This window comes from Herbaspirillum rhizosphaerae (genome assembly GCF_001189965.1).
In the GTDB taxonomy this organism is placed as follows: Bacteria; Pseudomonadota; Gammaproteobacteria; order Burkholderiales; family Burkholderiaceae_D; genus Herbaspirillum; species Herbaspirillum rhizosphaerae.
Map to the genome: position 1 here is coordinate 12,201 of NZ_LFLU01000003.1, position 12,698 is coordinate 24,898.

Annotated in this window: 10 protein-coding genes; 8 read left to right on the forward strand and 2 right to left on the reverse strand. The window is 61.3% G+C overall.

Annotated features, from left to right (window positions below):
* Positions 1–109: 109 nt before the first annotated feature.
* Entirely contained in the window at positions 110–3,016 is a 2,907-nt protein-coding gene (gene ppc, locus AKL25_RS05470; RefSeq protein ID WP_050476957.1) for a phosphoenolpyruvate carboxylase, read from the reverse strand.
* A gap of 167 nt (positions 3,017–3,183) precedes the next feature.
* Between ppc and hemC the strand changes: the two genes are divergently transcribed.
* From hemC to ppa, 5 genes are all read left to right on the forward strand, one after another.
* Positions 3,184–4,137, forward strand: coding sequence for a hydroxymethylbilane synthase (gene hemC / locus AKL25_RS05475; protein WP_050476656.1), 954 nt, complete (start codon positions 3,184–3,186; stop codon positions 4,135–4,137).
* 71 nt (positions 4,138–4,208) lie between these two features.
* A complete protein-coding gene (locus AKL25_RS05480) occupies positions 4,209–4,991 on the forward strand; it encodes a uroporphyrinogen-III synthase (RefSeq protein ID WP_050476657.1) in 783 nt (260 codons plus the stop codon).
* Entirely contained in the window at positions 4,988–6,172 is a 1,185-nt protein-coding gene (locus AKL25_RS05485; protein ID WP_050476658.1) for a uroporphyrinogen-III C-methyltransferase, read from the forward strand. The genes AKL25_RS05480 and AKL25_RS05485 overlap by 4 nt, the downstream gene beginning before the upstream one ends.
* A gap of 17 nt (positions 6,173–6,189) precedes the next feature.
* A complete protein-coding gene (locus AKL25_RS05490; protein WP_050476659.1) occupies positions 6,190–7,389 on the forward strand; it encodes a heme biosynthesis protein HemY in 1,200 nt (399 codons plus the stop codon).
* A 178-nt stretch (positions 7,390–7,567) separates the two neighbouring features.
* The gene (gene ppa / locus AKL25_RS05495; RefSeq protein ID WP_050476660.1) at positions 7,568–8,107 is read left to right on the forward strand and encodes an inorganic diphosphatase; all 540 of its coding nucleotides are present in this window, start codon (positions 7,568–7,570) and stop codon (positions 8,105–8,107) included.
* A 74-nt stretch (positions 8,108–8,181) separates the two neighbouring features.
* Here ppa and AKL25_RS05500 read toward each other — a convergent pair whose 3' ends face one another.
* Entirely contained in the window at positions 8,182–9,339 is a 1,158-nt protein-coding gene (locus AKL25_RS05500) for a GNAT family N-acetyltransferase (RefSeq protein WP_083444587.1), read from the reverse strand.
* Between the two features lie 79 nt (positions 9,340–9,418).
* Between AKL25_RS05500 and AKL25_RS05505 the strand changes: the two genes are divergently transcribed.
* The 3 genes from AKL25_RS05505 (at position 9,419) to AKL25_RS05515 (ending at position 12,651) form a co-directional block, all read left to right on the forward strand.
* Complete coding sequence (locus AKL25_RS05505) at positions 9,419–11,032, forward strand: NAD+ synthase (RefSeq protein ID WP_050476662.1); 1,614 nt, start codon at positions 9,419–9,421, stop codon at positions 11,030–11,032.
* Positions 11,033–11,141: 109 nt separating this feature from the next.
* Complete coding sequence (locus tag AKL25_RS05510; protein WP_007881397.1) at positions 11,142–11,480, forward strand: P-II family nitrogen regulator; 339 nt, start codon at positions 11,142–11,144, stop codon at positions 11,478–11,480.
* Between the two features lie 43 nt (positions 11,481–11,523).
* Positions 11,524–12,651 (forward strand): ABC transporter substrate-binding protein, encoded by a 1,128-nt coding sequence (locus AKL25_RS05515; RefSeq protein WP_167541858.1) that lies wholly within the window; start codon positions 11,524–11,526, stop codon positions 12,649–12,651.
* Positions 12,652–12,698: the final 47 nt, after the last annotated feature.

Here is a 12,698-nt window from a genome sequence, read left to right on the forward strand (position 1 = left end):
TGTTTTTCCTGATGGCTCGAAGGAAGCGAAACGGGTAGGGCGAATCGCGATAGTGATCGCGTACACCGATGCGCTGCAAGCCGGTGTACGCGCAGAACAACTTACTGCATCAGCCGGTATTGCGCAGACCGGCAGCGACGCCGTTGATGGTCAGGTGGATGCCGCGCTGCACGCGTTCCTCGACCTTCTTGCCTGCTGCAGCCGTGCTGCGATGGCGCTTGATCAGCTCGACCTGCAAGTGATTCAGCGGATCGAGATAGGCGAAGCGGTTCTTGATCGAGCGCGCCAGCAGCGGATTGCCGGCCAGGCGATCCTTGTTGCCGGTAATCGCGCTGAGCAACTGGCTGGTGCGCTCATGCTCGCTGACGATGCGTCCGAAGATCGCGGTGCGCAGCTTGCGGTCGGCAACCAGCCCGGCGTAGCGCGAGGCCACCGCCAGATCGGTCTTGGACAAGACCATGTCCATGTTCGACAGCAGGGCGGCGAAGAACGGCCACTCTTTACACATGGCGCGCAGCGTCGCCAGTTTCTTGGCACTCTCTTTGGCGCCGCCTTCCTGCAGCCAGTCCGACACCGCGCTGCCGAAGCCGTACCAGCCCGGGAACAGCAAGCGGCATTGACCCCACGAGAAGCCCCATGGAATCGCGCGCAGGTCTTCGATGCGGCGCGTCGATTTGCGCGAAGCCGGGCGCGAACCGATGTTGAGTTCGGCGATCTCGGCGATCGGCGTCGACGCAAAGAAGTAGTCGGTGAAGCCCGGCGTTTCGTAGACCAGGTTGCGGTAGGCCTGATAGGCGCGTTCCGACAGGTCTTCCATCACGCGTTCGAACTCGGCCAGCTTGCGGGTTTCCTTGGCGTCGGTGGTTTCCGGCATGAGGCTGGCTTCCAGCGTCGCCGCGACCAGCAGCTCCAGATTGCGGCGGCCGATCTCCGGATTGGAGAACTTGGAGGCAATGATTTCACCTTGCTCGGTCAGGCGGATCTGGCCGTTGACCGTGCCCGGAGGTTGCGCCAGGATGGCCTGATAGCTCGGACCGCCGCCGCGGCCGACGGTGCCGCCCCGGCCGTGGAATAGGCGCAGCTTGACGCCGGTGCGGTTGAACAATTCCACCAGACGGTTTTCGGATTTGTAGAGTTCCCAGTTCGACGTGAGGAAGCCGCCGTCCTTGTTGGAGTCGGAATAACCCAGCATCACTTCCTGCAGCTTGCCTGGGTTTTTCGCATCGGCGATCAGCGGCGCCACCAGCGGGAACGACAGCCATTGCTCCATGATGTCGGCGGCGCAGCGCAAGTCGGGGATGGTTTCGAACAGCGGGATCACCATCAGTTCGAGCTCGACCAGCTTCGATGGATCCTTGGCGTCGGCATGCAGCAGGCCGGTTTCCTTTTGCAGCAGCAGCACTTCCAGCAAGTCGGAGGCCGTCTCCGTGTGCGAGATGATGTAGTTGCGGATCGCGCGTGCGCCGTAGCGTTGGCGGATCTCACGTGCAGCGCGCAGGATGGTCAGCTCGGAATTGGTTTCGTCCGAATACGTCAGGTAAGGCGAATACAGCAGGCGCGGCTTGGACAATTCGGCCAGCAGCAGCGCGATCTTTTTTTCTTCGCTCAGGCTGGCATAGGATGTCTCCACTTGCGCGCTGGCGAACAGTTCGCCCAGCACGCGCTCATGCACGTCGGAGCTTTGACGCATGTCCAGCGTGGCGAGGTGGAAACCGAAGATTTCAATCGACCGCTTCAGCACCGCCAGGCGCGGCTTGACCAGCGCCGCACCGTGATTGGCGTTGAGCGAGTCGATCAGCACCTGCAGTTCCCTGATGCATTCTTCCGGCGCGTCGTAATGCGCGGCGGCGCCGACTTCCTGACGCAGGATGTTGACCACGCCGAGATTGCGGGCGGTTGCCGCCAGGCGCGCATACACGCCGATCAGTGCGCGGCGGTAAGGCTCGTCGGCGCGATGGTTGGAGGTGTCGGGCGAGGTGTCGGCCAGCGCCAGCAATTCTGCGCTGGCGTCGACCATCAGGGTCGAGATCGACAACTCGGCGCCGAGCGCGTGGACTTCGTCGAGGTAGAAATCGAAGATCGTGGTCGACTGGCGTTGCAGCGCGCGCTGCATGGTGCCGGCGTTGACGTTGGGATTGCCGTCGCGGTCGCCGCCGATCCAGCTGCCCATCTGCACGAACGGCGGCAATTCGGCCGGCGTGGTGCGCGAACGCGCGCGTGATGGAAACTGCGCGTTGATTTCTTCTTCGATGTCGTCGTACAGCGCCGGCAGTTCGCGCAGGAAGGTGATGCGGTAATAGGACAGCGCGTTTTCGATTTCGTCGGCGACGGTCAGCTTGGTATAGCGCAGCATGCGGGTTTGCCACAGCGTGGCGATGCGGGCGCGCAGCAGTTCGGTGTTGTCGCGCAGTTCCTTGGGCGTGAGCGGGCTGTCGCGCAGCGCCAGCAGGCGGGCGATTTCGCGCTCGGCGTCGAGAATGCTCTTGCGTTGCACTTCGGTCGGGTGCGCGGTCAGCACCGGCGAGATCAGCGATTCCGACAGGAAGTTGCGCACGGTGTTGCCGGACACGCCGGCATTGTCCAGGCGCGACAGGGCATAGGCCACGCTGCTCGGCTGCGGCGCCGAGCCTGCCAGCAAATGGGCGCGGCGGCGGCGGTTGTGGTGCTGGTCTTCGGCGATATTGGCCAGATGCGAGAAGTAGGAGAACGCGCGCACCACCGAATTGGTCTGGTCGCGGGTCAGCTTCTTGAGCAGTTTGTCCAGTTCGGCGCCGGCTTTGGCGTCGGATTCGCGGCGAAAGCGCACGGCGGTCTGGCGTATGGTTTCGACCACCTCGAAGACGGCGTCGCCTTCCTGGTCGCGCAGCACTTCGCCGAGCAGACGGCCGAGCAGGCGGATGTCTTCTTTGAGCGGAGCGTCCTTGTCTGCGGACTTGACGGGGCGTTTTTCGGTGGAGCCGGGGCCAGGGGTAGGGGTGTTGCGAGCAGAAGTTTTAGTTTGTGGTTTGGTTGGCATGATCAACAATTGCTACGGTTTTCAGAGGAGAAAGTCGGGCGTGCTGGTCGAACTGTCAGTGGTGCTGCGTGCTAGAATTTGGCTCACTTGTTTGCCTCCACTATTTTTATATTTTTTATGCGCCGGGCACCTTCACAGGTGACTCGGCGACTACCGGAAGAGCCCCCTTGAAAGAATTTCCTCCCTCCAGGCTGGTCATCGCTTCGCGCGAAAGCCGCCTCGCCATGTGGCAAGCCGAGCATGTACGCGACCGGTTAGCCGCATTATATCCGCAGTGCAGCATAACTATCCTCGGAATGACCACCCGCGGCGATCAGATCCTCGATCGCACGCTGTCCAAGGTCGGCGGCAAGGGTTTGTTTGTGAAGGAGCTGGAAGTCGCCATGGCCGAGGGACGCGCCGACATGGCCGTGCATTCCCTCAAGGATGTGCCGATGGAGCTGCCGGAAGGCTTTGTGCTGGGCGGCATTCTGGAGCGCGAAGATCCGCGCGACGCCTTCGTCTCCAACGACTACGCCGGGCTGGACGATTTGCCCGCCGGCGCGGTGGTCGGCACCAGCAGCCTGCGCCGCCAGGCCTTGATCGCTGCGCGTTATCCGCACCTGGTCATCAAGCCCTTGCGCGGCAATCTCGACACGCGCCTGGGCAAGCTCGACCGCGGCGACTATGCCGCCATCATCCTCGCCGTGGCGGGGCTGAAGCGGCTCGGCCTGGAGTCGCGTGTTCGCTCGGCGATTCCGCCGGAACAAAGTCTGCCGGCACCGGGGCAGGGCGCGATGGCGATCGAGATTCTTGCCGACCGCGCCGACTTGCAACGCGTGCTGGCGCCGATCAACCATCTGGCTACCGACCGTGCGGTGACGGCCGAACGCACCTTGTCGCGCACCTTCGGCGGCAGTTGCCAGATCCCGCTGGCGGCGTTTGCCACGATAGACGGCGACAACATGCACATGCGCGCGATGGTTGCCACGCCCGACGGCCAACAGATCGCCGCCGCTGAAGCCAGCGGCCCGGCCGATGCGCCGGAAGCGCTGGGCAAGCAAGTCGCCGATCTCTTGCAAGCTCAGGGCGCAGAAGCTATTTTGGCCGCATGCAAGGCTGAATCGGCCGGGGCGGAATAATCGTCCCGGCGTATTCGATCTCGGAATCCATCCCTGAGCCGATCTCTGAATCAAACTCTGAAAGGAGCGCTGTGGCGGACCTCGGTTCCCGGCCGGTAGTCATCACGCGCCCGTTGGCGCAGGCGCAAGCCTTTGCGGGGCAGGTCGCGGCCTTGGGGCGCGCAGCGGTGATTTTTCCTTTGCTGGAGATCGCCCCGGTCGCCGACCCCGGCGAGTTGCAAGCGGTCTTGTCCATGCTGGATCGTTATGCGCTGGTCGTGTTTGTGAGCCCGAACGCAGTCGATGCGGCGTTCCGCTTCATCCAGGCCTGGCCGGACGGCGTCGCCATCGGCATCGTCGGTGAGGGCAGCCGGCTTGCCTTGCAGCGTCACGGCGTCGGCGACGACAACGCCACGATCTACGCGCCGCGCAACAGCGAGCGCATGGATTCGGAAGAATTGTTCAAGGCGCTAGCCCTCGACAGCTTGCGCGGCAAGCGCGTGTTGATCGTGCGCGGTCAGGCGGGGCGCGATTTTTTGACCGACATGCTGCGCGCCGAACAGGTTTCTGTGGAGCACGCGACCGCCTACGAGCGTTTGACGCCGCAGATGGACGAGGCAAAGATCGCGCAATTGCGTGCTCTGATCGAGGCCGACAGCGAATGGATCGTCACCAGTTCCGAGGCATTGCGCAACTTGTTGCAGATAACCACAGATGTACTCGGCGCCGAGTGTGTGGTAAAACTGCAACGTAACAAAATGATCGTTTCGCACCAGAGGATCGCTGAAACAGCGCGATCGCTGGCTTTCTCCCATGTGACCATGACCGGATCAGGCGACGAACGACTGCTTGCCGCGTTACAATCCCGACCATGAACGAACTGCAATCCTCCCCCGACCAGAACCAGCCGGACGCGAAAGCGGATCCCGGACTGCAGGCGAGCATGGTGCTCCCTTCCTTCACACCATCGGACAACGGCGTGCTGAAAAAGCGCCTGCGGCTGCTGACTTTCCTCATTGTCGTGCTGGCCGTCGTGCTGGTGGCGCAATGGTGGATGTCGCATTCCGAAATTCGCAGCCTGCGGGAAGAAGTCGCGCGCCGGCTGCAAACCGGCGACGTCGCCAACACCGAAGTTAAAGGCGTGTTGAAGACCGTGCAGGAAAGCACCAAGGAATTGCAGGCCAAGGTCAGCGTCCTCGACAGCAAGCAGGCTGAATCGCAAAGCCAGCAACTGGCGCTGGAACAGCTGTATCAGGATCTCTCCAAGAACCGCGACGACTGGGCCTTGTCCGAAATCGAAGAAGTCCTGTCGACCGCAAGCCAGCAACTGGAACTGGCCGGCAACGTGCAAGGCGCGCTGATCGCGCTCGGCAACGCCGACAAGAGCCTGTCGCGCTCGGACAAACCGCAATTCATCGCCATCCGCCGCGCCATCGCGCGCGACCAGGACCGCCTGAAAGCCTTGCCGACGGTGGACGTGCCCGGCATCGCGGTGCGCCTCGACAGCGTCATCGGCCAGATCGACGGCATGCCTTTGCTGTCGGACGAGAAGCCGGTGGTCTCCGTGACCGAACCGAAGAAACAGCCTGTCCGCCCGGCGCCGAAGGCCGCCAATGCTGCCAAGCCTAACGGCAAGGGACAGCCTGCTGATGCGGCGCCCGCCAACGACTGGCTGGCCAACGCGCAAGACAAGTGGCAAAGCCTCAGCTCAGAAATGTGGACCGAGCTGAAGCAACTGGTGCGTATCCGCAGCGTCGATACGCCGGACGCCTTGCTGTTGTCGCCGACCCAGGCTTACTACGCACGCGAAAACCTCAAGCTGCGCTTGCTCAATGCCCGCCTGGCGCTGTTGTCGCGCAACGAATTTGCCTTCCGCAACGACCTCAGCGCAGCGCAGGACACGATTGCCAAGTACTTCGACACCCGCGCCAAGCAAGTGCAGACCACGCAAGCGCTGTTGAAGCAAGTTCAGGGCAGCAACCTGTCGATCCAGATGCCGACGCTCAGCGAAAGCATCAACGCGGTGCGTAATTACAAAAGCCGGCGTGTCAATTAAAGCGGCCTAACAGTTATATGCGAATTCTCCTCTGGCTTCTTACCCTGTTTGCCTCCGCCATCGGCCTGGCGGTAGTGGCGCGCTTCAACCCCGGCAATGTGGTGCTGTTCTATCCGCCGTACCGGGTTGACCTGTCGCTGAACTTCTTCCTGCTGGCAGTGATTGTCCTGTTCATTGCGTTGTACGTAGTGATCCGTGCCGTGCGCCTGACGCAGAAATTACCGGGCCGCGTGATCGCCTATCGTCGTCAGAAGCGTGAAAATGAAGGCAACAAGGCCTTGCGCGATTCCCTGAAAGCCTTCTTCGAAGGCCGCTTCGGCCACGCCGAAAAGGCCGCCACGCGCGCTGCCGAACTGCCTGAAAACGCCGGCATCGCCGCCCTGGTCGGCGCCCGCGCCGCGCATCGCATGCGCCAGACCGAGCGCCGCGATATCTGGCTGGCCAGCACCGACGGCGACAACGGACTCAAGGCTGCGCGACTGATGACCAGCCTCGAATTGCTGGTCGATGACCACCAGTTCAAGGCCGCGCTGGAAACGGTCGAAGAACTCAACGCCAACGGCACACGCCACATCCAGGCGCTGCAATGGGCGCTCAAGGCCAACCAGCAAGCCAAGAACTGGCCGGAAGTGCTGCGTCTGGTGCAGACGCTGGACAAGCGCAATGCGCTGCATCCGGCCTTGTCCAACCGCCTGCGCGAAATGGCTTACGACGCCTTGCTGTCGGACCGTTCGCACGACGCCGAATCGATTCGCCGCCTGTGGGCCGAGGTGCCCAACGCCGATCGTCTCAAGCCTTTCATCGCCGCACGCGCCGCGCAGGCATTCAGCAGCCGCAGCCTGCACGACGAAGCGCGCACCTTGCTGGAACGCGCACTGGCGGCCGACTGGGATGACCGCCTGATCCGCGCTTACCGCGAGTCGACGGCAGAAGCCGGTTCGCCGGCCTTGCTGGCGCAGATCGAGCGTTGCGAATCCTGGCTGGCAAAGCGTCCTACCGATGCCGAACTGGCATTGACGCTGGGCATGTTCTGCCTGCGCCAAAAACTGTGGGGCAAGGCGCAGCGCCATCTGGAGCAGGCCTTGTCCGACGCGCTGGAGCCGCGCACCGTGCGTGAGTCGCATCTGAGCCTGGCGCAGTTGCATGAGGCGCTGGACCAGCATGATCAGGCGTCGGCGCATTACAAGCAATGCGCATTGGCGACCGCCATCCGCTGAAACTCCGGCATTGCCGGTTGTACAAAATCGCCGCCGCATCCCGACCCGGATCCGGCGGCGATTTTTATTGCCCGGCTTCAAGAGCGCAACTATCCGGGCCGGATGTGCGGGCCGTTAGTCTGAATGCCGTTATAATCTCGGCTTTCCCCAATTCTTCATTTCCTTACGAGAAAGCACCATGAGCCTGAATAACGTCCCGTCCGGCCGCGACCTGCCTAACGACTTCAATGTGATCATCGAGATCCCGATGAACGCCGATCCGATCAAGTACGAAGTGGATAAGGATACCGGCGCGATTTTCGTTGATCGCTTCATGGGCACCGCGATGCACTATCCGTGCAACTACGGCTACATCCCGCAAACATTGTCGGAAGACGGCGACCCGGTCGACGTGCTGGTGATCACGCCGTTTCCGCTGTTCCCGGGCGTTGTCGTGCGCTGCCGTCCTATCGGCGTGCTGAAGATGACCGACGAATCCGGCGTCGACGCCAAGTTGCTGGCCGTGCCGGTCGACAAGGTGCTGCCGATCTACACCCACTGGCAGAAGCCGGAAGACATGAACGAGCTGCGCCTGAAGCAGATCCAGCATTTCTTTGAGCACTACAAGGATCTGGAAAAGGGTAAATGGGTCAAGATCGATGGTTGGGAAGGTCCTGAATCCGCCAAGGCCGAAATCCTGGCAGGCGTCGAAGCCTTCAAGAAGCAGCAAGCCAAGTAATCGAGCAATTCCGGCCTTGCCGACAAAAAAGCGCACTCAAGGGTGCGCTTTTTTACGTCCGTGCCGGGCGCGGATCAGGTCGGCGATGAGGTGCGAAACGGATTGCGTTCGTTGAGTTCGCTCAGGTAATCGTTGATGCCGCCGCCCTCGCGTTCCAGGAAGCGTTCCACCGCATCGGCAAACGAGGGGTGCGCCAGCCAGTGCGCCGACCAGGTTTTTTGCGGCAGGAAGCCGCGCGCCATCTTGTGTTCGCCTTGCGCGCCGCCCTCGAACCAGGCGATCTTGTTGGCGATGCAAAACTCCAGCGGCTGGTAGTAGGCGGTTTCGAAATGCAGGCAAGGCACTTCTTCGAGGGCGCCCCAATAGCGGCCATAGAGCGAGTGGGCGTCATGCACCACCAGCGACGAGGCGATCGGCTTGCCGTCGCGGTAGGCCACCGTCAGCAGCAGGTGTTGCGGCATGTCGGCGGCGATGCGCAGAAAGAAATCCAGATTCAGGTAGGGCGTGGAATAGTGCGCCGAATAGGTGTGGCGATAGCAGCGATGGAAAAAGCGCCAGTCCTTTTCCGTCGCCTCGGCGCCGTCGAGATGGCGGAAGCTCACGCCGGCCTCGGCCACCTTGCGCCGTTCGGCGAGGATGTTCTTGCGCTTCTTGCGCTCCAGCGTCGACAGGAATTCGCCGAAGTCGCGATAACCTTCGTTATGCCAGTGGAATTGCACGCCGCTGCGCAGCATGAAGCCGGCTTGCGCCAGCGTCCGGGCTTCCGCTTCGGGGGGATAGAGGATGTGCGTCGACGACGTTTCTGCTGCGCTTTGCAATTCGCCCAGGGCCTGCACCAGCGCCTGCCGGGCGGTGTCGTCATGCGCCAGCAGTCGTCCCCCGGTCACCGGCGTGAAGGGAATCGCCGACAGCAGTTTGGGGTAATACGGCAAGCCGTGACGCTCGTACGCCTCGGCCCAGGCCCAGTCGAACACGTATTCGCCGTAGGAGTGGTATTTCAGGTAGAGCGGCAGCGCCGCCTTGAGCTGATCGTCTTGCCACAGCGTCAGGTACTGCGGTTCCCAGCCGGCTTCTTTGGCGGCCGAGCCGCTTTCGTGCAGCGCGTGCAGGAAAGCGTAGGACAGAAAGGGCGTTGCATCCGGCTGCGCAGCGACCAGCGCATCCCACTGGCTTTGGCCAATTTCGGCCAGAGAAGAAATGATTCGCGTGCGATAATGGACTTCTGCGTTCACTGCGTGCAGCTCCCTGGCATCGGTGTTCCGCCTTTGGTCTTCATCGTCGTCATTTTCTTACTCATTCTTACCTGCCATCATGTCAGTCAAAGTCGCCATCGCCCAGATCAACAGCACAGTTGGGGATATTTCGGGCAATCGCAACAAAATCGCCGAATTTTCGCGTCGTGCCGCCGAGCAGGGCGCCGATATCGTCCTTACGCCTGAATTGTCGCTGGTGGGTTACCCACCGGAAGACCTTTTGCTGCGTCAGGCATTCTACGCAAAAACCGAAGAAGCGTTGCAGACGCTCGCCGCCGAGCTGGCGACGTTGAAAGACGTGCACGTCGTCGTCGGCCATCCGACGCTCAAAGATGGTGCGCGCTTCAACTCCGCCTCGGTGTTGCTCAATGGCCGGATCACCGCCACCTACAGCAAACTGGAACTGCCGAACGACAGCGTCTTCGACGAGAAGCGCTATTTCACTTCGTCGGAACAGGCCGTCGTCTTCGACGTCAAGGGCACCAGGTTCGGCATCAACATCTGCGAAGACACCTGGTTCCCGTGCGCGCCCGCGCTGGCAAAGCAGGCCGGCGCACAGGTATTGCTGATCCTGAACGGCTCGCCGTACCACATGAACAAGCAATTGCTGCGCCTGGACGTGATGCGCGCCAATGTGACCCGACAAGGGATGCCGCTGGTGTTCGCCAATCTGGTGGGCGGCCAGGATGAACTGATTTTCGACGGCAATTCCTTCGCCATGGATATCGCCGGCGAGCTGGTCGCGAGCCTGGCGCATGCGGAAGAAGACCTGCAACTGATAACATTCGACGGCGTGCAGATCCGTGACCCGAAGATGGCGCCGGCGCTGTCGATCGAAGCGCAGGTGTATCAGGCGCTGGTGCTGGGCGTGCGCGATTATGTCGGCAAGAACGGTTTTCCGAGCGTGCTGATCGGCTTGTCGGGCGGGGTCGATTCCGCGCTGACGCTGGCCATTGCAGTCGATGCGCTGGGCGCCGACAAGGTGCGTGCGATCATGATGCCGTCGCCTTACACGGCCGATATTTCCTGGCTCGACTCGCGCGACATGGTCGAGCGCATCAAGGTGCGTTACGACGAGATTTCCATCAACGAATGCTTCACCGCCTTCCGCAACACCTTGTCTGAAGAATTCAAGGGGCTCAAGGAAGACACCACCGAAGAAAACATCCAGGCGCGCATTCGCGGCACGCTGCTGATGGCGATGTCCAACAAGTACGGATCCATCGTCCTCACCACCGGCAACAAGAGCGAGATGGCGGTCGGCTACTGCACGCTGTACGGCGACATGGCCGGCGGCTTTGCGGTGATCAAGGATATCGCCAAGACGCTGGTGTATCGCCTGTGCGCTTATCGCAACAGCGTGTCGCCGGTGATCCCGGAGCGTATCCTGACGCGTCCGCCTTCGGCCGAGCTGCGCCCGGATCAAAAGGATCAGGATTCGCTGCCGCCTTACGAAGTGCTCGATGGCATCATGCAGATGTACATGGAAGAAAACCGCAGCATTGGCGAAATCGAAGCCGCCGGTTATCGTATGGAAGATATCGAACGCATCACACGCCTGATCAAGATCAACGAATACAAGCGCCGTCAGGCGCCGGTCGGTATTCGGGTGACGCATCGTGCATTCGGGCGCGACTGGCGCTATCCGATCACGTCGAGATTTCGTGAGTAAGCGGCATTTCAATGCGAGGTAGGTCAGCGCATGCATTCAGGCGCGTGCGCTGAAAACTCTGATAGATTTAATTTGATTTATTGCGGCATTTTATAAGGAGGGAGTTGTCATGAAGCAAGTCACTGCTATCATCAAACCGTTCAAGTTGGACGAAGTGCGCGAGTCGCTGGCCGAGGTGGGCGTCACAGGTCTGACCGTGACCGAAGTCAAGGGTTTTGGCCGTCAGAAGGGCCACACCGAGCTGTATCGCGGCGCGGAATATGTGGTCGATTTCCTGCCCAAGGTAAAGATCGAAGTCGTTGTCGACAACAGCGTGGTCGAACCTGTCGTGGACGCCATTATCAAGGCGGCGCGCACCGGCAAGATCGGCGACGGCAAGATTTTTGTGCAGGAAGTTGAGCAGGTCATTCGCATCCGTACCGGTGAGACAGGAGCGGAAGCGGTCTAAACCGTGAAGGGGAGAACGCATGCAGGAGCGGTATCGAAACTGGTTGTTTCGAATTCTTCCGTTGCTGCTGGCGTGGTCATTCTCTCCGGTACATGCCGAAACGGGTGTCACCAATACCCGTATTCTGCTGGGGCAGTCCGCCGGACTGTCCGGGCCTACGGCGCAGATGTCGCGGCAACTGCTGATCGGCGCCAGGGCGTACTTCAACAAGATCAACAAGCAGGGCGGCGTGCACGGACGGCGCATCGAGCTGGTCACGCGCGACGACAGATACATCCCCTCCCTGGCTGCCTACAATACCCGCCAACTCATTGAAAACGACAAGGTGTTCGCCTTGTTCGGTTTCGTCGGTTTACCGACCAGCCAGGCCGCGCTTTCTGTCGCCGCCAAAGCCCGGGTCCCTTTCTTTGCGCCGATGACCGGCGGCGCGTCTGTCTATTCACCGTTCAACCGCTACGTCTTTACTCTGCGCGCCAGCTACGCCGACGAGTATCTCTACGCCTTGCGCAATCTCAGCAGCATGGGCTTGCGCAAGTTTGCACTGGTCTATCAGCAGGATCAGTATGGCGTGTCGGTCAAGCAGGCAGTGGAAAGCAGCGCCAGGGAAGAGGCCGTCGATCTGGTCACCATCGACATCGACATGGACGGAAGAAACGTCGAGCCTGTGGTTGACAAAGTGCTGGCAGCCCGCAGCGAAGTGGTGATGCTGCTCAGCGCGAATTACCTGACCAACGCGCGTATCGTCAGAGCCCTGCGCGGCCGAGGCTATCTGGGGCAATTCTTCGCCATCTCGTTCGTCGGACAGAAAGCGCTGGCGGAAGAGCTCGGCGATCTAGCGCGCGGCATGCTGGTGACGCAGGTGGTGCCGTTTCCGTGGCGGGTGTCGATGCCGCTGGTCGCGGAGTATCGCCAGTGCATGTCTGAAGCCGGCTACCAGGATCTCACTTTCAGCAGCCTGGAAGGTTATATCGCCGCGCGGGTTCTGGTGGAAGGCTTGCGGCGGGCGCGGCGCGATCTCACGCGCGAGAAACTGATCCGCGCCCTGGAGAGCATCAATGTGCGCAACTACGACGGCGGTGGTTACGCGATCAATTTTTCGCCCGACAATCACAACGCTTCCTTGTTTGTGGACATGGCCGCCATGACCAGCGGCGCGCGTTTTCTGAACTGAATATGGCTTGACCAGCATGGCGTTCCAACGATGCGATATACTGTATA

Bases quoted from the DNA above. Each gene is read 5' to 3' on its own strand.
- ppa (WP_050476660.1), top strand. From the start codon at position 7,568: ATGAGCCTGAATAACGTCCCGTCCGGCCGCGACCTGCCTAACGACTTC.
- AKL25_RS05485 (WP_050476658.1), top strand. From the start codon at position 4,988: ATGAACGAACTGCAATCCTCCCCCGACCAGAACCAGCCGGACGCGAAA.
- AKL25_RS05490 (WP_050476659.1), top strand. From the start codon at position 6,190: ATGCGAATTCTCCTCTGGCTTCTTACCCTGTTTGCCTCCGCCATCGGC.
- AKL25_RS05505 (WP_050476662.1), top strand. From the start codon at position 9,419: ATGTCAGTCAAAGTCGCCATCGCCCAGATCAACAGCACAGTTGGGGAT.
- ppc (WP_050476957.1), bottom strand. From the start codon at position 3,016: ATGCCAACCAAACCACAAACTAAAACTTCTGCTCGCAACACCCCTACC.
- AKL25_RS05510 (WP_007881397.1), top strand. From the start codon at position 11,142: ATGAAGCAAGTCACTGCTATCATCAAACCGTTCAAGTTGGACGAAGTG.